This is a genomic window from Shinella zoogloeoides (assembly GCF_003574625.1).
Classification (GTDB): domain Bacteria; phylum Pseudomonadota; class Alphaproteobacteria; order Rhizobiales; family Rhizobiaceae; genus Shinella; species Shinella zoogloeoides_A.
This window is the reverse complement of record NZ_QNUJ01000004.1, coordinates 177,527-201,083: the sequence shown is the minus strand read 5'-3', so window position 1 is coordinate 201,083 and position 23,557 is coordinate 177,527. Positions and strand designations below refer to the sequence as shown.

General features: G+C 66.6%; 20 protein-coding genes. 6 read left to right on the top strand and 14 right to left on the bottom strand.

Annotation, left to right across the window (positions count from 1 at the left end; translation table 11 throughout):
* The first annotated feature begins 201 nt into the window (after positions 1–201).
* Positions 202–987 (top strand): TSUP family transporter, encoded by a 786-nt coding sequence (locus DSD28_RS09315; protein ID WP_119256108.1) that lies wholly within the window; start codon positions 202–204, stop codon positions 985–987.
* 138 nt (positions 988–1,125) lie between these two features.
* Here the strand turns inward: DSD28_RS09315 and cobO are convergent, their stop codons facing one another.
* The 7 genes from cobO to DSD28_RS09280 form a co-directional block, all read right to left on the bottom strand.
* Positions 1,126–1,767: a cob(I)yrinic acid a,c-diamide adenosyltransferase gene (gene cobO, locus DSD28_RS09310; RefSeq protein WP_119256107.1), complete on the bottom strand. Its 642-nt coding sequence runs from the start codon at positions 1,765–1,767 to the stop codon at positions 1,126–1,128.
* Position 1,768: 1 nt separating this feature from the next.
* Positions 1,769–2,155 (bottom strand): GFA family protein, encoded by a 387-nt coding sequence (locus tag DSD28_RS09305; RefSeq protein WP_119256106.1) that lies wholly within the window; start codon positions 2,153–2,155, stop codon positions 1,769–1,771.
* Positions 2,155–6,051 (bottom strand): cobaltochelatase subunit CobN, encoded by a 3,897-nt coding sequence (gene cobN, locus DSD28_RS09300; protein WP_119256105.1) that lies wholly within the window; start codon positions 6,049–6,051, stop codon positions 2,155–2,157. The genes DSD28_RS09305 and cobN overlap by 1 nt, the downstream gene beginning before the upstream one ends.
* Positions 6,052–6,355: 304 nt before the next feature.
* Positions 6,356–7,405, bottom strand: coding sequence for a cobalamin biosynthesis protein CobW (gene cobW, locus DSD28_RS09295; protein ID WP_119256104.1), 1,050 nt, complete (start codon positions 7,403–7,405; stop codon positions 6,356–6,358).
* A gap of 3 nt (positions 7,406–7,408) precedes the next feature.
* Positions 7,409–7,933, bottom strand: a complete 525-nt coding sequence (gene cobU, locus DSD28_RS09290; protein ID WP_119256103.1) for a bifunctional adenosylcobinamide kinase/adenosylcobinamide-phosphate guanylyltransferase — start codon at positions 7,931–7,933, stop codon at positions 7,409–7,411.
* 604 nt (positions 7,934–8,537) lie between these two features.
* A complete protein-coding gene (locus DSD28_RS09285) occupies positions 8,538–10,409 on the bottom strand; it encodes a peptidoglycan-binding domain-containing protein (protein ID WP_162911323.1) in 1,872 nt (623 codons plus the stop codon).
* A gap of 148 nt (positions 10,410–10,557) precedes the next feature.
* Positions 10,558–12,021, bottom strand: a complete 1,464-nt coding sequence (locus tag DSD28_RS09280; RefSeq protein ID WP_119256101.1) for a cobyric acid synthase — start codon at positions 12,019–12,021, stop codon at positions 10,558–10,560.
* 245 nt (positions 12,022–12,266) lie between these two features.
* Here DSD28_RS09280 and DSD28_RS25850 point away from each other — a divergent pair, with 245 nt between their 5' ends.
* The 3 genes from DSD28_RS25850 to DSD28_RS09270 all read left to right on the top strand — a co-directional run bounded on the left by DSD28_RS25850 (position 12,267) and on the right by DSD28_RS09270 (position 15,441).
* Complete coding sequence (locus DSD28_RS25850) at positions 12,267–12,410, top strand: hypothetical protein (RefSeq protein ID WP_162911322.1); 144 nt, start codon at positions 12,267–12,269, stop codon at positions 12,408–12,410.
* A 598-nt stretch (positions 12,411–13,008) separates the two neighbouring features.
* Positions 13,009–14,007 carry a glycine betaine ABC transporter substrate-binding protein gene (locus DSD28_RS09275; RefSeq protein WP_119256100.1) on the top strand — a complete coding sequence of 333 codons (999 nt, stop codon included), beginning with the start codon at positions 13,009–13,011 and terminating at the stop codon, positions 14,005–14,007.
* A gap of 390 nt (positions 14,008–14,397) precedes the next feature.
* Positions 14,398–15,441 carry a quaternary amine ABC transporter ATP-binding protein gene (locus tag DSD28_RS09270; protein WP_119256099.1) on the top strand — a complete coding sequence of 348 codons (1,044 nt, stop codon included), beginning with the start codon at positions 14,398–14,400 and terminating at the stop codon, positions 15,439–15,441.
* Positions 15,442–15,514: 73 nt separating this feature from the next.
* Here DSD28_RS09270 and DSD28_RS09265 read toward each other — a convergent pair whose 3' ends face one another.
* Positions 15,515–16,648, bottom strand: a complete 1,134-nt coding sequence (locus tag DSD28_RS09265; protein WP_119256098.1) for an aminotransferase class I/II-fold pyridoxal phosphate-dependent enzyme — start codon at positions 16,646–16,648, stop codon at positions 15,515–15,517.
* Positions 16,645–17,292, bottom strand: coding sequence for a helix-turn-helix transcriptional regulator (locus DSD28_RS09260; protein WP_119256391.1), 648 nt, complete (start codon positions 17,290–17,292; stop codon positions 16,645–16,647). The genes DSD28_RS09265 and DSD28_RS09260 overlap by 4 nt, the downstream gene beginning before the upstream one ends.
* Before the next feature lie 129 nt (positions 17,293–17,421).
* Here DSD28_RS09260 and DSD28_RS09255 point away from each other — a divergent pair, with 129 nt between their 5' ends.
* A complete protein-coding gene (locus DSD28_RS09255; protein WP_119256097.1) occupies positions 17,422–17,769 on the top strand; it encodes a hypothetical protein in 348 nt (115 codons plus the stop codon).
* Here the strand turns inward: DSD28_RS09255 and DSD28_RS09250 are convergent.
* Positions 17,754–18,638 (bottom strand): LysR family transcriptional regulator, encoded by an 885-nt coding sequence (locus DSD28_RS09250; RefSeq protein ID WP_119256096.1) that lies wholly within the window; start codon positions 18,636–18,638, stop codon positions 17,754–17,756. The two genes, DSD28_RS09255 and DSD28_RS09250, sit on opposite strands and share 16 nt — an antisense overlap.
* 100 nt (positions 18,639–18,738) lie before the next feature.
* Here DSD28_RS09250 and DSD28_RS09245 point away from each other — a divergent pair, with 100 nt between their 5' ends.
* Positions 18,739–19,044, top strand: coding sequence for a hypothetical protein (locus DSD28_RS09245; protein WP_162911321.1), 306 nt, complete (start codon positions 18,739–18,741; stop codon positions 19,042–19,044).
* 340 nt (positions 19,045–19,384) lie between these two features.
* Here DSD28_RS09245 and DSD28_RS09240 read toward each other — a convergent pair whose 3' ends face one another.
* From DSD28_RS09240 to DSD28_RS09225, 4 genes are all read right to left on the bottom strand, one after another.
* The gene (locus DSD28_RS09240) at positions 19,385–21,418 is read right to left on the bottom strand and encodes a vWA domain-containing protein (protein WP_119256094.1); all 2,034 of its coding nucleotides are present in this window, start codon (positions 21,416–21,418) and stop codon (positions 19,385–19,387) included.
* Between the two features lie 14 nt (positions 21,419–21,432).
* On the bottom strand, positions 21,433–21,954 hold the full coding sequence (locus tag DSD28_RS09235; RefSeq protein WP_119256093.1) for an RNA polymerase sigma factor: 522 nt from the start codon (positions 21,952–21,954) through the stop codon (positions 21,433–21,435).
* Positions 21,955–22,034: 80 nt separating this feature from the next.
* Positions 22,035–22,727, bottom strand: coding sequence for a phosphodiester glycosidase family protein (locus DSD28_RS09230; protein WP_245424793.1), 693 nt, complete (start codon positions 22,725–22,727; stop codon positions 22,035–22,037).
* Positions 22,728–22,843: 116 nt separating this feature from the next.
* The gene (locus tag DSD28_RS09225; RefSeq protein ID WP_119256091.1) at positions 22,844–23,536 is read right to left on the bottom strand and encodes a 4Fe-4S dicluster domain-containing protein; all 693 of its coding nucleotides are present in this window, start codon (positions 23,534–23,536) and stop codon (positions 22,844–22,846) included.
* Positions 23,537–23,557: the final 21 nt, after the last annotated feature.

Below are 23,557 nucleotides of genomic sequence, written 5' to 3'. Positions count from 1 at the left end.
CGTTTCCGACAGCTCCGGATGAGGCCCCTCTGGGTCAGCCGCACCGGACACCGCTCGGCCCGCTCGGGGCACCGTCGCGTCTCCTTAGTATCGAAGGGCGAAAGGCCGGTCAAACCGGATCGGTGGATCGCCGGCAGGCTTTGCTTTTGTCATGCAGTCTGACAGAAGGACGGCAGACCCCTCGTTTTCCCGAGTCCCGCCGTGGCCGATATCGCCCTCCACCTTCTCGTCTTCCTGTTCTTCGCCGCCTTCCTCGCCGGCTTCATCGATTCGATCGCCGGCGGCGGCGGCATGATCACCATTCCGGCCATGCTGCTCGCCGGCATTCCGCCGCTGGAAACGCTCGGTACCAACAAGTTGCAATCGCTCTTCGGCTCGGGATCGGCGACGCTCGCCTATGCGCGCGCCGGCCATGTGCGGCTCACCGAGCAATTGCCGATGGCGGCGCTCTCGGCGTTCGGCGCGGTTTTCGGCGCCCTCCTGGCGACGGTGGTTCCGGGCGACGTGCTGAAGGCGATCCTGCCCTTCCTGCTGGTGGCCATCGCAGTCTATTTCGGGCTGAAGCCGAATATCGGCGACGTGGACAAGCACCGGCGCATGAGCGTCTTCCTCTTCACCGTCACCATCGTGCCGGCGATCGGCTTCTACGACGGCGTCTTCGGCCCCGGCACCGGCTCCTTCTTCATGCTGGCCTTCGTCACGCTCGCCGGCTTCGGCGTGCTGAAGGCGACGGCGCATACGAAGCTCCTGAACTTCGGCTCCAATGTCGGCGCCTTCGCCGTGTTCCTGCTCTACGGCGTCGTGCTGTGGAAGGTCGGCCTCGTCATGGGCGCCGGCCAGTTCCTCGGCGCGCAGGCCGGCTCGCGCGTGGCGATGAAGAGCGGCGCGAAGATCATCAAGCCGCTTCTCGTCATCACCTCCATCGCGCTCGCCATCCGCCTGATGGCCGATCCGAGCCATCCGCTGCGGGTGTGGCTCGGCTGGTAGGCCGCACGGCCCCTCACCTGCCTGCCGGCATCCTCTCCCCGCAAGCGGGGCGAGGACCGCTGGGCGCGCCATTCTGCTCCCTTCTCCCCGCAGCCAAGGAGAAGGTCCCGGCAGGGGGATGAGGGGCGAAAGCTTCCCTCAGTACTCCACGCCCTGCTGCGCCTTGATGCCCGAGCGGAACGGATGCTTCAGGAGCTCCATCTCGGTCGCAAGGTCGGCGATCTCGATCAGCTCTTCCTTGGCATTGCGGCCCGTCAGCACGACATGGGTCATGTAGGGCTTCTCGGTCTTCAGGAAGTCGACGACCTCCCTGATATCGATATAATCGTAGCGCAGCGCGATGTTGATCTCGTCGAGCAGCACCATGGAATTGCGCTCGTCGCGAATGAGTTCCTTGGCCTTTTCCCACGCCTTCTGCGCCATCGCCACGTCGCGGGCGCGGTCCTGCGTCTCCCAGGTAAAGCCCTCGCCGAGCGTGAAGAACTGGCAGAGATCGGCGAAATGCGCCTCGATCAGGTCGCGCTCGCCCGTCACCATCGCACCCTTGATGAACTGCACGACGGCGCAGGGCTTCCCGTGGGCGATATGGCGGAAGATCATGCCGAAGCCGGCGGTCGACTTGCCCTTGCCCTTGCCGGTATGGACGATGACCAGGCCCTTCTCGTCCGTCTTGGTCGCCATGATCTTCTCGCGCGCCTGCTTCTTCTTCGCCATCTTCTCCGAATGGCGGGCAAGCTCGGCTTCGCTCATGCCGGCGGTTTCGTCGTGGTTGTCTGTCATGTCAGCCTTCCCGTTTCGGCAGGTCGTCCTGGCAATGTAGCCAGGAAACCCGCTCGTTCCAAAACCCGTGCTGGGTGATTTCGACGCCCGCCGCATCGTCCAGCGAGGCGACATAGAGATCGACGATGCCGGGCCGTTTCTCGCTCTCGTAGCTCATCGGCGAGCCGCAATTGCCGCAGAAGCCGCGCCGCACGCCGGGTGAGGATGCATAGTGCCGCAGCGTCCCGCCCTGGAACGCGACATCGCCCGCCGCCACGCAAAAGAAGGTCGTGACCGGCGAGGACGTGGCGCGCCGGCAACTCTCGCAATGGCAATGGCCCGTGCTGACGATATCGCCGGAAACGGAAAATGTCAGCGAACGGCAAAGGCAGCGGCCGGCAAGGTTCATCACGATGCCCTCCTCTTTCCGAGCATGTCGAGCTCATAGCGCGCCGAGTTTGAGCGCGGCGTCCACAGGCCACGGTCGACCGCCTCGGCAAAGCGCGCCGCCATCTCGGCGAGCGCCGCCGGGTTCTTTTCAGCAAGGAAATCGCGCACGCGCGGATCCTGCACATAGGCCTGGTAGGCGGCCTCGAAATGATGATCCTTCACCGCGCCGGTCGTCGCCGCGAAGGCGAACATGAAATCGACCGTCGCGGCGATCTCGAATGCCCCCTTGTAGCCATGGCGCATGACGCCATCGATCCACTTGGGATTGACGACGCGGGCGCGCACGACGCGGCCGATCTCGTCCTCCAGCGTGCGCACGACGGGCTTTTCCGGGCGCGACAGGTCGTTGTGATAGACGACGGGCTGCTGGCCGGAAAGGTGCTCGGCGGCCGCCGCCATGCCGCCCTCGAACTGGTAATATTCATCGCTGTCGAGCAGGTCGTGCTCGCGGCTGTCCTGGTTCTGGATGACGGCCTGAAGGCTCTTCATGCGCGCCTCCAGCCGCGCGCGCATCGGCACGCCGTCGCTCGTCCCGTCATAGGCGTGCGCGCCCCAGGCCAGCCACGCCTCGGCAAGGTCGCCGCGCTCGCTCCACAGCCCCTCGTCCATCATGGTCTGGAGCCCTGCGCCATAACCGCCGGATTGCGCGCCGAAGATGCGGAAGCCCGCCTGCCTCGCCGCCTCGTCATCGGATGCGCCCTTCGCCGCCAGCGCCGCCGCTTCGGCGCGCATGCGCGCGGCGATGGGGTTGTCGGCATCATCCTCGTCCAGCGCCCCGACGGCGCGCACGGCGCGGTCGAAGAGCGCGATCTGCTCCGGGAAGGCATCACGGAAGAAGCCGGAGATGCGCAAAGTTACGTCGACGCGCGGATGGCGGAGCGTGGCGGGCGGGATGATCTCGAAGCCGGTGACGCGGCGGGAGGCCATGTCCCAGGTCGGCTTGACGCCGATCAGCGCCAAGGCCTGGGCGATGTCGTCGCCGCCGGTGCGCATGTTGGAGGTACCCCAGGCGGTGATGCCGAAGGAGGCGGGCCATTCGCCATGGTCCTGCGCATAGCGGGTGACGATCAGTTCGGCGGATCTGCGGCCGAGCTCCCAGGCGGCGGGCGTCGGCACGGCGCGGCTGTCGACGGAATAGAAGTTGCGCCCTGTCGGCAGCACATCCGGCCGCCCGCGCGTCGGCGCGCCAGAGGGGCCGGGTTCGACGAAGCGCCCGTCGAGGCCGCGCATCAGTGCCCAAATCTCCGCCGGGCCGCAGGCGGCGATGGCGGGGCGGATGGTCGTGTCGATGGTGTCGAGGACGGCGCGGGTAGCCTGCCAGCCGTCCGGGCAAGGCAGCGTGCCGTCCACCAGCCTTACCGCCAGAAGCTCGATGCGCTCCACCGTGTCGCCGTTGCTGCGCCAAGGGGCGTCGGACTGAGAGGCGAGGATGTCGGGGCGGGGCCCGGCCCAGAGGTCGGAGGCGATGCAGTCGAGGGGGTCGAAGCGGGACGCCGCCGCAAGCGCATCCGCCGCGATCGCCCGCTGCAAGCTAGCCTCGCCCCCTTCGCCCAATCCACGCGGCACGCGGGCGAGCGCCACCGTCAGGTCGGTGAGCAGCCGCCCTTCCGGCGACACGCCGAAGACGTGCAGCCCGTCGCGGATCTGCATCTCCTTGAGGTCGCAGAGATAGGCGTCGAGCTTCTGCAACGCCGCCGCCTCGCCATCGGACCTGGCAATGCCGGCATCGCTGTCGAGGCCGATATCGCGCACGAGATCGAGGATCTGCTTGGAGAGCAGCCTGATGCGCCGGGGATCGCCACCGGAGGCGTCGTAATATTCGTCGACCAGCGCTTCGAGGTCCTTAAGCGGGCCGTAGGTTTCGGCACGCGTCAGCGGCGGCGTCAGGTGGTCGACGATGACGGCGGCGGAGCGGCGCTTGGCCTGCGTGCCCTCGCCCGGATCGTTGACGATGAAGGGATAGAGGTGCGGCACCGGGCCGAGCACGGCTTCGGGATAGCAGGCCTCCGACAGCGCCAGCGCCTTGCCCGGCAGCCATTCGAGATTGCCGTGCTTGCCCATGTGCACGATGGCATGCGCGCCGTAGTGCAGGCGCAGGAAGGCGTAGAAAGCGAGATAACCGTGCGGCGGCACGAGGTCCGGCGAATGGTAGCTTTCCTTCGGATCGATATTGTAGCCCCGCGCCGGCTGGATGCCGACCAGCGTTTCGCCGAAGCGGGCGAGCGGCAGGGCGAAGACGTCACCGGTGACGAAGGGATCGTCCTCCGGCTCGCCCCAGCGGCCTGCCATCTCCTCTTGAATCGCCTTCGGAAGCGAGGCGAAGAAGGCCTTGTAATGATTCAGCGAAAGCGTCTCGCGGATTTCCCGCCCGTCGCGCGCCGCATTGGTCGGGCCGGCCATGAGATGGGCGATCAGCGCATCGCCGTCCTCCGGCAGATCGGCGACCGCATAGCCCTCAGCCGCCATGGCGCGCAACACCTCCATCGTGCCGGCCGGCGTGTCGAGGCCGACGCCATTGCCGAGGCGGCCGTCGCGGTTCGGATAATTCGCCATGACGAGGGCGATGCGGCGCTCCGCCGGCTTTGCCCGCCGCAGCCGCGCCCAGCCGGCGGCGAGTTTCGCCACGAAGCGGATGCGGTCCTCGACGGGATCGAGGCTGACGATATTGGTCTCGACCCGCTCGTCGTAGCGCGCCGCCGCCTTGAAGGAGACGGCGCGGGAAAGCACGCGGCCATCGACCTCCGGCAGGGAAACGTTCATGCCGAGGTCGCGCGCCGTCAGCCCCTGCCCCGACGTCTCCCAGGCTTCGCGCGAGGAGCCGGAGAAAATGACCTGGAGAACCGGCGAGCCAGTCTCGTCGAGCACTGTCGGCTTGCGGCCTGCGCCGGGGGCGGAGACAGCGAAGCTGGTAGCATTGAGGACGATGTCCGGCCGGACCTCAGCGAAGGCGGCGCGGACCGCCTCGATGGAGGCGGCTTCCTTGAGACTGGAGACGAAAAGCGGCAGGGCGCGGATGCCCTCGGCGGCCAGCGCCTCGATCAGCATCTCGACGGGGCGCGTCTCGCCGCTCTGGACATAGGCGCGGTAGAAGCAGACGGCGGCGGTTGGGATACCCCCCTCTGGCCTGCCGGCCATCTCCCCCACAAGGGGGGAGATTGGCAGGCGGCACGCATTTGCTTCCGTAGAAGCGCCTGAATTCCGCGAAACCGTTCCTCCATCGATCTCCCCCCCTGTGGGGGAGATGGCCGGCAGGCCAGAGGGGGGTGAAACGCCGGCAAGCTCCCGCCACGTCCCGATATCCACGACACCCTGCCCCGGCCACCAGATGCCGGCCTTGTCCAGCGGCGTCGCCGGTTCCGGCTTTTCGCCGCCGAAGACCACGGCATCCGCATAGGCGAGGAAGCGATCCGCGTTCTCCGCGCCGCCCTCGTTGAGATAGGCCCAGAGCCTCTGGCGGTCCTCGTCTTCGATGCGGTTGAAGGGGATCAGGCCGTCGTCCGGCCGGTCGTCACCCGGCAGCGCGACGAGCGTGACGCCATTGGCGACGGCCGTCGCCAGAAGGGCTTCCAGCACGTAGCGGAAATAGCTGGCCCCACCGAGGGCGCGGATGACGATGAGTTTGGCATGCCGCGCCGTGCGCTCGACATAGGTATCGACCGACATCGGATGCGACAGCGTGGCGAGGCTTGCGAGGCGAAGGCGCGTATCGCCGCCCCGCGCACGGTGGGCGGCGGCGATGGCGGCGAGTTCCGTGTCGGCGGCGGAGAGGAAGAGGATGTCGCCCGGCGTCTGGCCGAGGTCGATTGCCTCCTTGCCGTCGGCGATGGTGCCTTTCTGGGCTAGCAGGAGGTGCATGGCATGCCCTTCGGCCCGGAGGCGGTCTCCCCCGCAGAAGGGGCTATCGAATGTAAAACGGCGCCCCATCCCCTTCTCTCCAGCGGCGAGAAGGTGCCGGCAGGCGGATGAGGGGGATGTCGAAGGCAAAAAAGAGAAGTCATTGCGTGTCGTGCCCCCTCATCCGACCCTTCGGGCCACCTTCTCCCCGAAGGGAGAAGGGAAAAGCGGCCGCGCCGAATGCCATAGGCAAGCGCCCTGCCCCCCCCGCCGGGGAGATGGCCGACGCACCGAAGAGAGGAACCGCAGCACTTTCATGCCGAAATCACACCGCCGCCGCGATGGCGGCGCGGACGGCTTGCTCGTCCATGTCGTGCAGGCCGATGACCACGAGGCGGGTGCCGCGGACTTCGCCCGGCGCCCAGGCGCGCTCGAAATAGCTGTCGATGCGGCTGCCCACGGCCTGGACGAGCAGGCGCAGCGGCTTGCCGGGAACATCCGCGAAACCCTTGAGGCGCAGCACGTCATGCTCGGCGATCACACCCTTCAGGCGTTCGATGAAGGCGGCGGGATCGGCGACGGCGCCGAGCTCGACGACGAAGCTGTCGAATTCGTCGTGGTCGTGCTCCTCGCCGTTCTCGTGCTCCAGCTCGTGGTGCGACTTGCGATTGGCGATGTCGTCCTCCGTGCCGACGCCGAGGCCGAGCAGCACGGCGGCGCCGACCTCGCCGTTCCGCGCCTCGATCATCGAGGGCTTGCGGGCAATGCGCGAGGCGACTTCGTCGCGCACGGCCTGAAGGCCGGCGGCATCGATGAGGTCCGTCTTGTTGAGGACGATGAGGTCGGCGGCGGTGAGCTGGTCCTCGAAGAGTTCTTCCAGCGGGCTTTCATGGTCGAGATTTTCGTCCTCGACACGCAGCGCGTCCACCCTGTCGTGATCGTCGGCGAAGCGGCCGGCGGCGACGGCGGCGCTATCGACCACGGTGATCACGCCATCCACCGTCACCTGCGTCTTGATCTCAGGCCAGTTGAAGGCCGCGACGAGCGGCTGCGGCAGGGCGAGGCCCGAGGTCTCGATGACGATGTGGTCCGGGCGGTTCTCGCGCTCCAGCAGTTTCGCCATGGTGGGGATGAAATCGTCGGCGACGGTGCAGCAGATGCAGCCATTGGTGAGCTCGATGATGTCGTCCTCAGTGCAGGCCTCCGCGCCGCAACCCTTCAGCACATCACCGTCGACGCCGAGGTCGCCGAATTCGTTGATGATGAGCGCGATGCGCTTTCCGCCGGCATTCTGCAGGAGGTTGCGGATCATCGTCGTCTTGCCTGCGCCGAGGAAGCCGGTGATGACGGTGGCGGGGATTTTCTGTTGCAGCATGGCTCAACCCTTCATTTTCAGCGGCAGTCCGGCCGCGATAAAATAGACTTCAGGCACGAGAGCGGCCACCTGCTGGTGCAGCCGCCCGGCATGGTCGCGGAATTCGCGCGCCATGCGATTGTCAGGCACGATGCCGAGGCCGACCTCGTTCGACACGAGGACCAGCCGGCCGGGGGCGCCAGCGATCGCGGCGAGAAGGCCAGCGAATTCGGCGGGAATGTCGCGCTCCTCCAGCATCAGGTTCGTCACCCAGAGCGTCAGGCAATCGACGAGCACCGCGCGGTCTTCCCGCGCCACCTCGGCGATGCGCGCGGCAAGGGCCAGCGGTTCCTCATGCGTCCGCCACCCGCCGCCGCGGTCTTCCCGGTGTTTCGCGATGCGCTGGCGCATCTCGTCGTCGAAGGCGCGGCCGGTGGCGATGTAATGGCGTTCGAGGCCGGTGCCGGCGACCAGCCTTTCGGCGAATGCGGATTTTCCCGAACGCGCTCCGCCAAGCACGAACACGGCTCCGTTTTCAGGAACCGTCATCGTCCGGCTTTCCGGAAATTCATGTCGATAATGCCCGCCATGACGGCGGCCTCAGGCGGACGCGAGGAAAGGAGGCGCGCACGCGGCCCCAGCCGGACCGGCCCGGAGCCAAAGGAATGATGTGGATAGCGCCATGACAACCTCCGTTCAGGCACAGGGGAGAACTCCCGGATCGGGCGACATGCCCTCTGTCGGATGGCAGGTTTCCTGGCTCGCGGCGTCAGGTGCCAAGGCACCGGCGGAACGCTCTCACCTTCCCGGGCAGGCTTTGCGAAAGGCGGACGATTCGTAGAGATAGAGGCGTCCAACCCCGGCTTATCGCAGTGCAGCCCAGTGGCTTTTCCGATGGCTCTCCGGCGCCTTGCCGGGGTGGCACCATGCCGCCCCGCACGCCCTCGGTTCCATCGGCCGATCGTTCCTCGCCACTCTACAGTCGCGGGGTCGGCCGTGATTGCGGCGCCCGGTCTGGGTCCACCGTGTCACGTTCCCTTCTCTCCCGGGCCGGTTTGCGGCCGTCGGGAACCATCCGATGGTCGGATGATTAAGCGTGCCCCGCCGCCAAGTCAATCGAGCGGCGGGCATAAGGAGGTCCTGCGCCCCGGCCTCAATAGCCGGGGATGATCACCACGCCGCCGCGGCGATTGTAATAGCCGTCGTCGCGGTAATACGGCCCGTCATAGTAACCGTCGACGGGGCCTTCCAGCACGTCGTATTCGCGCTGCCGCTGGTAGCGCCGCTGGCGGGTCTGGCGCGCCTCGGCATATTGCGCGGCCTCGCGCAGCACGCGGTACTGCTGGCGCGTGAGATAGCCGCTGGTGCGATAGCCCGATGCCCCTTGCCAGGCGGAGATCGCCGCGCGGGTGCGCGGACCGAAGACACCGTCGGCACCGTAGGTGTTGTAGCCGAGCGCGCTCAGCCAGCGCTGGGCCTGGGCGCGCAGCGAGCGGTCCATATAGGCCTCGCGCGGATCGACCACGGGCTGCTCCACGGCCTTGCGCTCGGTGTCCGCGGTCGCCGTGCCGGTTTCCGGCCGCTTGGCCTTAGGGAGCGCGGCAAGGCGCTCGCGGGCATCCGCGAGGAAGCGGCCGTTCGGATAGGCCGCGATATAGGCGCGGAACGCCTTTTCGGAACCGTCGAGCACCGCCTTCTGGAACGTCTCCTCCTCGCGCCTGGCGTCCTCCGCCTTGCGGGCCGCGATATCGCCGTCCTGGCCGCCGGCGGCTTCAGCCTTGCCGGCGTTCGCCGCGGCAGCGCCGCCTTCGGCCTGCTTGCGGGCGGCCTCGGCTTCTTCCGCGCGCTTTTCGGCTTCCTTGGCAAGGCGGGCGGCTTCCGCGGCCTTGGCCTCAGCATCCGCCGCCGCTTTCGCGGCCTCGGCCTTCAGGCGCTCCACTTCGGCCGCCTTCTCATCGGCAAGCTTGCGGGCGGCGGCAGCCTCCTGCTCGATGCGCGCCTTCTCGGCGGCAGCGGCCTTTTCGGCTTCGACGCGCTTCGCCTCGGCGTCCCGGCGGGCGGCAGCTTCCTGCTCGGCGCGGGCCTTTTCGGCCGCAGCGGCCTCCTCGGCCTTCCTGCGGTCCGCCTCGGCCTTGAGGCGCGCGGCTTCTTCCGCCTTCGCCTTGTCGGCGGCGGCCTGCGCTTCCGCCTTCAGGCGTTCGGCCTCGGCCGCCTGCTTCTCGGCGAGCTTGCGGGCCGCGGCTTCCTTCTCCTCGGCTTGAGCCTTCAGGCGGGCGGCCTCTTCGGTGCGGGCTTTCTCCGCGGCAGCGGCTTCAGCCTTCGCCTTTTCGGCAGCGGCGGCCTTCTCCTCGGCGAGCTTGCGGGCGGCGGCCTCTTTCGCCTCGGTCTCGGCCTTCAGGCGGGCCGCCTCCTCGGCGTGGGCTTTCTCCGCGGCAGCGGCTTCGGCTTTCGCCTTTTCGGCAGCGGCAACCTTTTCTTCGGCGAGCTTGCGGGCGGCGGCCTCTTCCTTGGCCTTCTTCGCCTCGGCCTCCGCCTTCAGGCGCGCGGCCTCGTCGGCGGCCTTCTTCGCTTCGGCCGCCTTGCGGGCCGCTTCGTCCGCTTTCGCCTTCCCGGCTTCGGCGGCCTTCCTGGCCTCATCCGCCTTGCGGGCGTCTTCCGCCTTGCGCGCTTCTTCCTCTGCCTTGGCCTTTTCGGCGGCGGCCGCGTCCTCCGCCTTTGCCTTGGCGGCAGCGTCGTCGGTGGTAGCCTGCGCGTCCTTCGTCTTCGCGGCGGCCTGCAATTCGGCGATACGCAGCCGCGCCATGGAGGCGAAGGTGCCGGTCGGATATTGCTTCAGGTAGCGCTCGTACTGCGCAAGGTCGTTGCCGGACGAGGCCTTCTGCCAGAAGGAGAACTCCTCCTCCCAGCGCTTTCCGGCACTCGTGGTTTCCTGGGCGCCCTGGGCGAAGCCGGCAGCCGGAAGACCGGCCAGCGACAGCCCCACAAGGCTGGCCAGAACGGAACGTACGAGAGGTCCAGAACCCATATATTCACCCTTTCGGATCGCGCGCAGGCGTCGGCACCCGGCATGCCGGGCGGATTTTCGTCACTCCTTGCACCCAATTCTGGCGCAACTTTGGTGCGGCAGGCGGATGCAGAAGGAACCCGATGGCTGTACGTTTCAGACGGCCGGTTTAATCAGCCGCGCCGAGAAGACCTTCGAGCCAGCCGCGGTCGAGGACGGCCTCCAGCTCGGCCGCGACGCCATCGAGCGCCGCATCGACACTCGCGCGATAATCGAACCCGCCGCCCGCGATGCCGAAATCGGCGAGCAGCCGCGCCCGGTAGGCGTCGCTGGAAAGCAGCCCGTGCAGATAGGTGCCCATCACCCGGCCATCGGCCGAGAGCGCGCCGTCCGGCCGCCCGTCGATGCTGACGGCGGGGCGTAGCGCATCCGGCCCCGTCGTGCGGCCGAGATGGATCTCGTAGCCTTCCAGCGGCACGTCATATTGCAGCGAACGGGCGGCGCTGTTGCGCACGGTCTTTTCCGGCGCCATCTCCGTCTCCACGGCAAGCAGACCGAGCCCTGCCACCTCCCGCTCGCCGCCCTCGATGCCGAGCGGATCGGTGACGCGCTCGCCGAGCATCTGATAGCCGCCGCAGATGCCGATGACGCGGCCGCCGCGCCGCATGTGGAGGGCGAGGTCGCGGTCCCAGCCGGCGGCGCGGAAGGCGCGAAGGTCCGAGATGGTGGATTTCGATCCCGGCAGCACGACGAGGCCGGCATCGGCCGGCAGCGGCTCGCCCGGCCGCACGAAGACGAGATCGACCTGCGGCTCGGCCTTCAGCGGATCGAGATCGTCGAAATTGGCGATGCGCGGCAGGACGGGCACGGCGACCTTCAGCGCCCCCGTCCCGCTTCGCGCGAGCCGTTCCAGCACGACGGAATCCTCGGCCGGCAGCCGGCCGGCCTCCTTCAGCCACGGCACGACGCCGAAGCACGGCCAGCCCGTGAAGCGCCCTATCTCGGCGATGCCGCTGTCGAAGAGCGTCACGTCCCCACGGAACTTGTTGATGAGATAGCCGGTGACCATGCGCCGGTCCTCTTCCGGCAGGATGGCATGGGTCCCGACCAGCGACGCGATGACACCGCCGCGGTCGATATCGCCGACCAGCACGACCGGCACGCCGGCACGCGTGGCAAAGCCCATATTGGCGATATCCCCGGCGCGCAGGTTGATCTCCGCCGGCGAGCCGGCGCCCTCGACGACGACGAGGTCAGCGCCCTCGCAGACCGTCGCGAAGCTTTCCAGCACCGCACCCATCAGCCTCGGCTTCAGCGCCTGATAGTCCCGCCCCTTCGCCTGTCCGAACACCTTGCCCTGCACGACGATCTGGCTGCCGGTCTCCGACTGGGGCTTAAGGAGGACCGGATTCATGTGGACGGAGGACGGCACGCGCGCGGCAAGCGACTGCAGCCATTGGGCGCGGCCGATCTCGCCGCCGTCGGCCGACACGGCGGCATTGTTGGACATGTTCTGCGGCTTGAAGGGACGCACCTTCAGCCCACGGTTGGCGGCGATGCGGCAGAGGCCCGCGACCAATACCGTTTTTCCGACATCGGAGCCGGTGCCCTGCAGCATGATCGTTCTGGTCATGGCGTTCTTCCAACACTCCTTTTCGCCGCCGGAAAAGCCTGATTTACCGCAATATTGCCGTAATCCGGCCATGCCGCCCCGGCTCTATTCGAACGGACCCGCCATGCGTTTCGAGCATGCCTGCCTTGATATCCTGTCTGCGACATTTTGCGCCGTCGGCGACGATGACTTTTCCCGCGTTCGAGCCTATATCCAATATATCGCACAGCCGAGGCAAGTGGCTTCGGGTTTCAAGGATCAAGACCATGCTGTATATCTTCAGCAAGCCGAATTTCGTTCAGATCGCCTGGAATGGCCAAGCCCCCAGAAGCGAATCCCGCGTGCGCAACGTCGTCATGGACGCGCCGCTCGGCCCGCTCGGCGTCATCCGCACCGGCAACGTCGGCTGATCCCTTCGAGCCACCGTCAGGTTCGCCCGCATCCCGCGTCGCCTTTCCCCGGAAGGCGGCGTTTTTTATTGCCCTGAAATGGCGAAAGCCGTGCATCCCGGAAGGATGCACGGCTTGCCAAAATACGCATGGCGGCTTCGACAAAAACGCATCGAAGCCCAGGCACCCCGGTACGCAAAACCTTTCCGGAGCAGGCGGCGGTGTCCCCCGCCGTGACAACACCAATAGCGGCACATCGTTACCGGACCGTTATCGGGACCTTAAGCAATGGTGAATCGCGAACTTTTTCGGGTGATTTCGAAAAATTCCCGCCCGGCGGGCCGCTGGCGCCATCCTCGGGCCGCTTGCGAGGTGCAGGAGGTTGATTTCTCAATAGGAACCCGTAGGCTTGTCGGTGACGCACGAAGACGGGCGCCGGCAGCAGGGTTCCGGCGGCAAACATAAAAAGCGCGGCGTCACCGCAACAGGCAGACCGGCTCACCGATATGGCGCCGTGTTTTCCTGTCGGACAAAACGTTCGGGCAGTCGGGACCACGCAGTAACCTGCGCTGCCATCCGGATCGATCGCTGCATGCCGAGACTGGGAGGTCTCCAGCCCATGAAGAAGCTCCTCGCCGCCGCCTTGCTTGCCGCCGGTCTCTGCGGCCTTGCCGGTCCGGCCCGGGCGGCGGAATGCGGTGCGGTCTCCATCGCCGAAATGAACTGGGCCTCGGCCGGCATCGCCGCCCATCTCGACAGGCTCATCCTCGAAAAGGGATATGGCTGCACCGTAACCCTGGTGGCGGGCGACACCATGTCGACCTTCACCTCGATGAACGAGAAGGGCGAGCCGGACCTTGCGCCCGAAATGTGGGTGAACGCCGTGCGCACGCCGCTCGACAAGGCGATTGCCGAGGGCCGGCTGATGCAGCTTGCCCCTCTCCTCTCCGAAGGCGGCGTCGAGGGCTGGTGGATCCCCAAATTCATCGCGGACGACAATTCGGACATCAGGACGGTGCAGGACGCGCTGAAGCATCCCGAGCTCTTCCCCGATCCGCAGGACCCGTCGAAGGCCGCGATCCACAATTGCCCGGCGGGCTGGAACTGCCAGGTCACGACCGACAACCTCTACCGCGCGCTCGGCGCCGACAAGCTCGGCTTCCACCTCGTCGAGACGGACTCGGCCGCCGGCCTCGATGGCTCCATCGCCGATGCCTTCGAAAAGAAGACCGGCTGGCTCGGTTACTACTGGGCGCCGACCGCGATCCTCGGCGAGTACCAGATGGTCAAGCTCTCCTTCGGCGTCGAATTCGACAAGACCGAATGGGACAGCTGCACGGCGGTGCCGGCCTGCCCTCATCCAAAGGTCAATTCCTACCCGACCTCGGACGTCTTCACCGTCGCCACGAAGGACTTCGCCGAAAAGGCGGGCGGGGCGATGGACTACATGAAGGTCCGCCAGTGGGACAACGGCACCGTCGCCAAGGTGCTCGCCTGGATGGAGGAGAACAATGCCTCCACGGAAGACGCCGCGAAGTACTTCCTGGAGACCTTCCCGGAGATATGGACGCCGTGGGTCGCGCCCGACATCGCGGGCAAGGTCAAGGCCGCGCTTTGAACGCGGCCGCGGGCTCCGATGCGCGTCAGGAAACCGAAGAGGTCGCAAATAGCACAATATGAACCCGCGGTTCATGCAATGAAGAAGAGGCAAGCCGGGAACCATAAGAAGAATATCCCGCGCGCGCCGTTCCGTTCGCAAGGCCATCGCGCCTCGCGGTACGGGGCAGTCACTGCCGGAGAAGAGGGGAAACGGATGGCAGGCCTGCGCGAAGCATCGCCAGACTTACTTTGCAGATTTTCAGCCGTTCGCGACGCCCGCTTCCGCGCGGCGAACATCATCCAAGGACGGATATCCGCGGGCGCTTCGCGCGCGTGGCCATCGCCATCATTTTCGACCGTCGCCGCCATTCCCACGGCGCGCGGCGCCAGAAGCACTGGGAGATAATTCATGGTTAGTCATGCAATCGAGGTCCGCAATCTCTACAAGATCTTCGGGCCGCGCGGCAGCGATTACGTCGACGCCGTGAAGAACGGCCTCGGCAAGGCCGAACTGAACCAGAAATACGGCCATGTCCTCGGCCTTCGCGACATCAACATCTCCATGCCGGCGGGCGGCATCATGGTGGTCATGGGCCTTTCCGGCTCGGGCAAGTCGACGCTGATCCGCCACATCAACCGCCTGATCGACCCGACGGCCGGCGAAGTGCTCTATGACGGCGTCGACGTCTGTCGGATGAACGAGAGCGACCTGCGCCAGTTCCGCCGCCACAAGACGGCGATGGTCTTCCAGAAATTCGCGCTGCTGCCGCACCGCACCGTTCTGGAAAACACCGTCTACGGCCTGGAGATCCAGGGCGTCGCCGCCGCTGAGCGGGAAAAGCGCGCGAAGGAATGGATCGCCCGCGTCGGCCTTGCCGGCTTCGAGAACCACTATCCGAACCAGCTTTCGGGCGGCATGCAGCAGCGCGTCGGCCTTGCACGCGCACTGACCAACGACGCCGACATCCTCCTGATGGACGAGGCCTATTCGGCGCTCGACCCGCTGATCCGCGTCGACATGCAGACCGTTCTTCTCGACCTCCAGAAGGAATTGAAGAAGACCGTCGTCTTCATCACCCACGACCTCGACGAGGCGCTCCGCCTCGGCGACAAGATCGCGATCCTGCGCGACGGCATGGTCGTGCAGCAGGGCACCGGGCAGGAAATCGTGCTGAACCCGGCGGACGAATACATCACCGCCTTCGTCAAGGAAGTGAACCGCGGCCGCGTCGTCAATGTCGAGACGATCATGGCGCCGCTTTCCGGCAATCCGGAAGGCATGCCGCTCGCCAAGGGCACCGTGCTCGAAACCGCTGCCCGCGCCATGACCGCCGCCAACCAGACGCTCGCCCATGTGGTGGACGAAGCCGGACGGCCGATCGGCGCGCTCAGCATCAGCACGATCATCGCCGCCATGGTGACGCAGACGAGCCACGAGACCAAAGCCGCCTGAAATCCAGGGAATGCCGAATACGACAAGGGCGCCGAACGGCGCCCTTTTTCGTTCCGGCGTCCAGCGGTCCGCCTCAGCCCTCGGCCAGGAATTCCCGCCATGCCGCAAGCCCCGCATCGATATTGCGGCGCCCGACGCCAACGCGGAAACGGTCCATCGGAACGGGCAGGAGGTCGGAGACGAAGAGGCTGGAGGGCAGGAGCAGGACGCCCTTCTCCTCGACCAGCCGCCGGCAATGCTCCTCCACGCCGTCCTTGCCGAGATAGCGGGCAAAGGCGACGCAGCCGCCATCGGGCCGGGTCCACTCGTAGCGATCCGGATGGTCGGCGAAGAAGGCGTCGAGCTTTTCCATATTCTCAGCGCAGAGGGCGCGAAGCCGGGCGAAGATCGTCTCGCGCGCCTTGATCGCGATGCCGGCCAGCACCTCGGAGGGACGCGCGTTGCAGATGGAGAGGTAGTGCTTCATTCGCTCCATGCGCGACAACAGCGCGCGGTCGCGGCTGGCGATCCAGCCGATGCGCAGGCCCGGCAGGCCGTAGGCCTTCGACATCACGTTGAGCGAAATGCCCTTGTCGAAAAGGTCGGCCGCCTGCGGCAGGCGCTTTGCCGCATCGATCTCCAGCCCGCGATAGACCTCGTCGGAAAAGAGGTGGATGCCGCGCTCGGCGCAGAGATCGGCCAGCGCGCGGAAAATATCCTGATCGGCGATCACGCCTGTCGGATTGTTCGGGAAGTTGACGGCGATGACCTTGGTTTCCGGGCGCAGGGCCGCGCGCAGCTCATCGAGATCGAGCTGCCAGCGGTTCTCCGGCCGCAGCGCGACGCCCGTGACATTGCGGGTGATGGTAACCGGCATCGTCTCCATCGACTGGTAGTTCGGCACGGTGACGATGGCATGGTCGCCCGGCCCGAGCAGGGCCAGCATGGCGCAGTAGAGCCCCTCCTCCGCCCCGGCGAAGGTGAGGATATCCGCGCCCGAAAGCGTCTCGTAGGTCGAGGCGATGGTCTCACGCAGCGCCGGCGCGCCCCAGGTCTCGGTATAGCCGAGCGAGACCCGGTCCCAGGCATCCAGGTCTTCGGGCCCGGCAAGCGCCAGCAGGTCCGACATGCTCATCGTCTCGGCGTCGCTCGCCGTCATGTGGTGGCGGGCCTTGAATTCCCAGCGCGAGAAATGGGTTTCGAGGCGGAAATCCGGCAGCGTGGTCACGAGGTCTTGTCCTTCTGGGTCTGGCGCCGGGCATCGGCGAGATAGTTGTAGATCGAGGCGCGCGAGGCGCCGATGAGGCCGGCGAGATGATCGACGGCGTTGCGGGTCTGGAACAGCCCGCGCCGGTCGAGCTCGGCGACGAGCGCCACCCGGTCGCCCTTGCGCATCGCTGTCAGGGCAAGGCCGCGGGTGCGCAGCCAGTCGTGCAGCGCGGTGTTGATCTCCTCCCGCCAGTCGCCGGCAAAGAGCGAGGGCGGCCGCGGCGCGGTAGCGCCGGTGAAGGCCGCCAGCAGCTTGGCCGCAGCCTCGAAATGCGAAACGTCCATGTTGATGCACAGAAGGCCGACGGCCTGGCCGAAATCGTCCTTCAGTACCGCCGTCACGGATTTGAGGCGCCGTCCGTCCTCGCCGGTCTTTTCATAGGGTCCGTAGACACCGCCCTCGCCCGCCTGGTCGAGCTCGTCCTCGACGAGCGATTCGGAGCCCGGCTTGCGGCCGGAAAAGGCATTCCAGATACCCGCGATCAGCCCCGTTTCGAGGTCGTGCAGCACCACTTCGGCATGGGGATAGAAAAGCGTGGAGATGGCCGCGGCAGTCGCGGCATGGTGGCGCAGAAGCGCATCGGCATTTGCTGTATCGAACATGGCGACAAACAATCCAATATTGGATGATTTGTCAATATTGGATTTTCAATCCAATTCCACCCTCTCCGCTTGCGGGCCGGTCGGGTGCGTCCTATTCCCAAGGGACGAACGATTCCAGGAGGGGACACCATGAGCGCCGATCTTGCAGCCTTTCCGGACCGGGAAACCGTCGCCGACAAGCTTGGCACGCTCGGCGAGGCAGACCGGGCCTATCTCGCCCTCCTGATGGAAAACCCGCAGCAGGACGAGAACCTGCTCGAAGGCCTGGACCTCTATCTCAACCGCGCCGCGACCGCCCGCTTCCTCAATTCGCTGAAGCTGGAAAAGCTCGGCGAATGGCTTGGCGAGGCGGCGCCCGCGCGCCTGCAGATACGGCTCATGGAAACCGCCCGCTCCAGTCAGCACGCCGCCTACGGCGCCTTCCGCGCCGGCCTCACCCGCTCCGGCGGCCTCGACCGCGCCTATCCGAAAGCCTGATCACCCGCGTTCGCGAGCGGCCCGAAGGATTTGCGGATCATGTCCGCCATGCCCTCTATAGCCGGCCCGCTGCGGCGCGGATTGCGCTTGAGGATGACGCGGGAAGAATCGATCGGCGGAAAGCCGTCCGCGATCGTCAGCTCCCGTGCGCCGGGCGGAATGTTGCTGCGCGAGAGCGGCGCGATGGTGAGCCCGCTCGTCACCGCCGAGCGCAGGCCGCCGCTCGTATCGCAGGTATAGGCGATGCGATAGGGGATGGTGTGCCGCTCGAGCGAGCGGAGCGCAAAATCCCGGCACCAGCTTGAGCGCCAGTAGACCGCCACCGGCACCGGCCTCTCCAGATACCGGCCATGCGCGGCCGAGGCCACCCAGACAGTGGGATCGACCGCCAGCAATTCGCCGGAGATGCCGTCGCACCAGTCGAAGATGATGGCAAGGTCCAGCTGGTCCGCTTCGAGCGCCGCCAGTTGCTGCGCGGTATAGCCGCAAAGCACCGTCACCTCGATATTGGGATGGATTTCGGCGAAGGCGGCCAGCGCGTTGGGCAGGACCGTCTGGTTGTATTCCTCTGGAATGCCAACGCGCACGGGCCCGTCGAGCGGCGCAGTCCGCATGACGGCCGTCGTCTCGTCGACCAACCCGACGATGCGCCGCGCGTAGGGCAGCAGGCGCTTGCCCTCCGGCGTCAGCGAAACGCCGCGCGGACCGCGCTCGAACAGCACGGCGCCGACAGAATCCTCCAGCTTGCGCACCTGCATGCTGACCGCCGACTGGGTCCGCGCCAGCCTTTCCGCCGCATGGGTGACATTACCGGCCTGCGCGACGGCAACGAAGATGCGCAGGAGATCGCTTTCAAGGGGTGGATACATGACGCACCATCGCTTTTCCTGATACCTGCCATCATCGCTATTCGTTTGTGAAATGTCTATCGCCTTGCTTGACTGATGCGCGGAACGAAGGGCAACGGCCATGGGCATCCTGAAAAAAGCGCTGGAAAGACTGAGAGAATGGCGTCAACGGCAGGCGGAGCGGGAGGCCTTGCGGCTGCTCGTCGCCCGAAAAGACCGACGCTTGCTGCGCGATGCCGGACTGAACCTGATCGAGGCGGAAAACGACGTCCTGCGCTGCGAGCCCTTGCCCCAAACGAAGGAAAGGCGCTGGACCACCCCCCTCATCCGCCTGCTGCCGCCCTCTCCCCGCAAGCGGGACGAAGGGGATGCGGCAAGCGCATCCCCGGGCAAGTCAGGCAAGGAGCGGGAAAAGCCCGCCGCATAATCCTGTCCACCGCGAGCCGCAGGGCTATCGAACGAGTTCGACATTGTCACTTTCCCCTTTCTCCCCTCGGGGAGAGGTGGCCCGAAGGGCCAGATGATGGTGCGCGGCACGGAAAGACTTTTCTTTTTGCCTCCGGCATCCCCCTCATCCGCCTGCCGGCACCTTCTCCCCGCAAGCGGGGAGAAGGGAGATGGGGCAATGCTTTCCTTTCATGTGCGACAGCCTTGCAGCAAGATACAGCCCCCGCAGGGTATTGCTTGAGGAAAGCGGCGCCGCATATCCCCTTCTCCCCGCCTGCGGGGAGAAGGTGGCCGGCAGGCCGGATGAGGGACGGCCTGCCCTACTGCGCCGTCTCGCCCGAAAGCCCCCGCGCAAGCTGCACGAGCTTCAAGAACTCCGCCCGGTAACCGAACGGATCGTTGCCGCGCGCGGCTTCCGCAAGGCCGAGGATCGAGCCATAGGCATAGTCCTGCAGGGCCGTCACGCCCTTGAGCTTCTGCCCGAAGGCCGCGACGGCGACCGAGAAGCGGACATCGGCGGAAGCGGCATTCACGTCGGCGACCGCATCGGCATCCGTCACCGGCATCGTGGTAAGCTCGCTGGTGTCGCCATCCGGCTTCTTCCAGCGCATCTTGAGGAAGGCCAGCTCGCCGCTTTCCGCCGCCGGCGTCGCGGCCGCCTCGCCCTTGCCATAGCGCAGCGGATCGTTCAGCACGGCGGCGCTGCCCTTCGGCGTCACCTCGTAGATCGCGGTGACGCGGTGGCCTGAGCCGATATCGCCGGCATCCACCTTGTCGTTGTTGAAATCCTCGCGATTGAGCACGCGGGTCTCGTAGCCGATCAGGCGGTATTCGGCGATACGCGCCGGGTTGAACTCGATCTGGAACTTGACGTCCTTGGCGATGGGGAAGAGCGAGGACCCCGCCTCCTCCACCAGCGCCTTCTGCGCCTCGGCGAGCGTATCGATATAGGCGGCCGTGCCGTTGCCGTTCTGCGCCAGCGTCTGCATCATGCCGTCATTGTAGTTGCCGCGGCCGAAGCCCAGCACGGAAAGGAAGATGCCGCTCTTGCGGCGCTCCTCGATGATGCGCTTCAGGTCCTCGTCGCTGGCCGGCCCGACATTGAAGTCGCCGTCCGTCGCCAGCATGACGCGGTTGACGCCATCCTTCCTGAACGCCTTTTCGGCGAGCTTGTAGGCCGTTTCGATGCCCGCCGCGCCGGCCGTCGAGCCGCCGGGCTGGAGAGTGTCGATGGCATCGAGGATCTTCTGCCGCTCCTTTGCCGCCGTCGGCTCCAGAACGACGCCGGCATCACCCGCATAAGTGACGATGGAGACCGTGTCGGTGTCCTTCAGCTTGCCGACCAGGAGGCGGAAGGCGCTCTTCAGGAGCGGCAGCTTGTCCGGCTCGTCCATCGAGCCGGAAACGTCGATGAGGAAGACGAGATTGGCCGAAGGCTGCTTCGCCGGAGCGGTGTTGAACCCCTTGATGCCGATATGCAGGAGCTCGGTACCCGTGTTCCACGGCGTCGGCATGACGGTAACGGTGGCGTTGAACGGCTTTTCCGCCGTCTCCGGCCCCTTCCAGTCATAGGGGAAGTAGTTCACCATCTCCTCGACGCGCACCGCCTCGGGATCCGGTAGGCTGCCGCCGAGCAGCAACCGGCGCACATAGGAATAGGAAGCTGTATCGACATCCGCCGAGAAGGTGGAGACCGGATCGGTCGCAACGCTCTTCACCGGATTGGGATCGGCGGAGGCGAAGCGCTCGCGATCCTCCACCGGCATCGGCATGGCAACAATGTCCGAGGACGGCACCGCCATGCGGCTCAGCGCCTGCATATTCGCGGCGCCGCCGACGGCAAGCGATTCCGGCATGGCGGCGACCGCCTCCTCCTCGCGGCTTTCGGCAAGCGGCGCGGGCTCGGCCGCAAGCGTGCCGGCGGCCGTATCGGCGGTGGCCTTCGCCTTGGCATCCGCCTCGGCGGCGACCCGGACCTCAGCCTTCGCCGCCTCCTCGACCGGCTTTCGGGCACGCTGGTCCGCATCGGCGGGCTTGGCGGCGATCCCGGTCTCGGTTGTCAGCGGCACCGTGCCATTGCGCACCAGCTCATAGGTGACGAGGCCGGCGACGGGTACGACAAGCAGCGTGGCAAGCGCCGAGCCGGCGAGAAGTCTGCGGTTCATGATGGGGCTCCATATCCGGTTGAAGATGGAGCTTCGACGCCCGCCATCCGCCGAACCTTGGGGAGCATCCGCACTTTTTTCCGCGCCGTCGAAAGCCTGCATGGCGGCGGCGAGCGCTTCGGCACGGGCGGCGGCGCTTGCGACCGGCGGGCGGCGGCGGGAAAGTCTGTCGAGGTCAAGATCGGTCATCGTCTGTCCTTCCGTCACGCGGCCGTGTCGCGCAGCAGCACCTTCAGGCGCTTGCGGGCCTCGTGCACATGCCAGGAAATCGTCGTTTCGGCGCAGCCGAGCACATCGGCCGCCGCCGCATGGCTGAGCCCCTCGCCATAGATCAGCAGCACGGCGTCGCGCTGCTTGTCAGGAAGCCGGCGCACGGCCTGCCAGAGTTCCTCGCCGCCGTCGTCGCTGGAGCCGCCTTCCAGCACCGCCTGCTCGCGCAGATAGGCGGCGTCGCGCCACTCGCCTCGCCGCCGCTTGCGCATCTGGTCGCGCGCGGCGTTCAGCGTCACCGCATAGAGCCATGTGCCGAAGCGGCTCGCACCCTTGAAGCCGCGGATGGCGCTTGCGAGGCGTATGCACACCTCCTGCGCCACGTCCTCGGCATCCTGCCGGTCGCCGCACCATCGCCAGGCGACGGCATGGATGAAATCATAGCGGCTCTCGACCAGCGCGGCGAATGCCTGCCGATCCCCCAAGGCCGCCTTTTCGACGAGTTCTGTTTCCACGGGTCCATCCCGATTGCGTGCACTATCCTTTCAGACGTGCGCCGGACCGCAATCCTTGGGTCGCGGCTGCAATTTTTTTCTCACCACGGCAGATTCTTGACGACCGCGATGATCGTACCCATGACGGCGCGGCGGTCGTGCCGCCGGATTTCCGGGGAATAGAGGCTGGAAATGCTGCCGTCGAGAAAGAGCGCGTTACGGCATTGCAGCCGGTCGCGGAAGAGCGTCGCGAAGTCGTGGAAGCGCACCCGGTCGTTCGAGATGGCGAAGGCGACGCGCCCGTCCGGCAGGATGCCGACGCCGTTGCGGATCTGCAGGCTCGTGGCATCCGGCAGGAAGCGCGGATGGAGCTTGCCGTCGATCACCAGCATAGGTCCCGATTGCGTCGCCTCCTGCGGCGAAAGCCCGGCCTCGGCATAGGCCTCCGTTTCCGTCACGCCCGCCTTGCCGTCCTCGATGAAGAAGACGCCGTTCGGCTTCATGAAGAAATTGCCGAAGGCATCCTGCCTGTTGAGCGCGCCCGTCTCCCGGCCGTTCTCGACCAGCAGGCCGACCGGCCCGTAGTCCGGGTGATACATGCCGCCGTTCATGGCAAAGCTCATATGCTGGCCGTTGCGCAGGAGATACGTGTTGAGCTGGTCGTAGGTCGCGCCGCGCACGCCGAGCGTCTGCGTGCCGAAGAGACGGATCGTCTCCTTCGCGGGATCGAAGGTGCAGACGGTGTAGCGGCCGGAAAGATGCTCGATCGCGGCGCATTTCGGCGGTTCGGCCATGGCAACGCTCCACAGGGCAGGCGTGAGAAACAGGAAAAGGACAAACAGAAGCGCTCGCATGACCCTCTGGCTCCGCCGGCAATGCGGCGAATTTAGCGGCGATTCCCGCCGAAAGGTCAAAGAGAGAGCGCCGCCATGTGAAAGCGGAGCTGGGCATCACCGTAGCGATAGTCCGCTCCGACGGGACAGGCCGCGCGGGCAAGACAGCCGAGCACCATGCAGCCGCCCTGCCCCTCCGGCCCGCGCAGATGCGACCGGCAGGTGGCGACGTCGAAGGCCTCGGGACGGACAGCACCGACCGGACAGGCCGCAAGGCACGGCTTGTCCGGACAGCGTTCGCAGGGATGCGGGCGCGGCGGCAAGGCCTCGCCCTCGACCGGCACGGAAAAACCGAGCGCCCCGCGATAACCGTGCCAGAGACCGTAGACCGGGTGGATCAGGATGCCGAGCGGGGAGGCTTTCAGCCCCTCCGCGCGCATCGCCCATTGCTGGAAGGGCTGCCATGGCGGATCGGAGGGAAACCATGCCGTCGCCCCCGCCGACAGCGCGACGGCGCCGATGACCGCCTTCGACCAGGCATCGAGCGGATCGCTGCCGCCGCCGTCCGGCTGCGCGGCGCGCCAGCGGGAAAAGGCCGGCCAGATCGAGCCGCCGACATTGCCGACAAGCAGCACGCTTGCGGCGGGGCGCCCATTCGAAAGGACCGGCGCCGCCTCGCCATCGGAGAAATTCACGACACCGCGCAAAAAAAGACCGTGCGGCTCGAGAACCGCACGGATGCTCTCACTGTCGGGATGGCGGGCTCTCACCGGACCAGATCCCCTTCATGC

Bases quoted from the DNA above. Each gene is read 5' to 3' on its own strand.
- cobO (WP_119256107.1), bottom strand. From the start codon at position 1,767: ATGACAGACAACCACGACGAAACCGCCGGCATGAGCGAAGCCGAGCTT.
- DSD28_RS09305 (WP_119256106.1), bottom strand. From the start codon at position 2,155: ATGAACCTTGCCGGCCGCTGCCTTTGCCGTTCGCTGACATTTTCCGTT.
- cobN (WP_119256105.1), bottom strand. From the start codon at position 6,051: ATGCACCTCCTGCTAGCCCAGAAAGGCACCATCGCCGACGGCAAGGAG.
- cobW (WP_119256104.1), bottom strand. From the start codon at position 7,405: ATGCTGCAACAGAAAATCCCCGCCACCGTCATCACCGGCTTCCTCGGC.
- cobU (WP_119256103.1), bottom strand. From the start codon at position 7,933: ATGACGGTTCCTGAAAACGGAGCCGTGTTCGTGCTTGGCGGAGCGCGT.
- DSD28_RS09285 (WP_162911323.1), bottom strand. From the start codon at position 10,409: ATGGGTTCTGGACCTCTCGTACGTTCCGTTCTGGCCAGCCTTGTGGGG.
- DSD28_RS09280 (WP_119256101.1), bottom strand. From the start codon at position 12,021: ATGACCAGAACGATCATGCTGCAGGGCACCGGCTCCGATGTCGGAAAA.
- DSD28_RS25850 (WP_162911322.1), top strand. From the start codon at position 12,267: ATGCTGTATATCTTCAGCAAGCCGAATTTCGTTCAGATCGCCTGGAAT.
- DSD28_RS09275 (WP_119256100.1), top strand. From the start codon at position 13,009: ATGAAGAAGCTCCTCGCCGCCGCCTTGCTTGCCGCCGGTCTCTGCGGC.
- DSD28_RS09270 (WP_119256099.1), top strand. From the start codon at position 14,398: ATGGTTAGTCATGCAATCGAGGTCCGCAATCTCTACAAGATCTTCGGG.
- DSD28_RS09260 (WP_119256391.1), bottom strand. From the start codon at position 17,292: ATGTTCGATACAGCAAATGCCGATGCGCTTCTGCGCCACCATGCCGCG.
- DSD28_RS09255 (WP_119256097.1), top strand. From the start codon at position 17,422: ATGAGCGCCGATCTTGCAGCCTTTCCGGACCGGGAAACCGTCGCCGAC.
- DSD28_RS09250 (WP_119256096.1), bottom strand. From the start codon at position 18,638: ATGTATCCACCCCTTGAAAGCGATCTCCTGCGCATCTTCGTTGCCGTC.
- DSD28_RS09245 (WP_162911321.1), top strand. From the start codon at position 18,739: ATGGGCATCCTGAAAAAAGCGCTGGAAAGACTGAGAGAATGGCGTCAA.
- DSD28_RS09240 (WP_119256094.1), bottom strand. From the start codon at position 21,418: ATGACCGATCTTGACCTCGACAGACTTTCCCGCCGCCGCCCGCCGGTC.
- DSD28_RS09230 (WP_245424793.1), bottom strand. From the start codon at position 22,727: ATGGCCGAACCGCCGAAATGCGCCGCGATCGAGCATCTTTCCGGCCGC.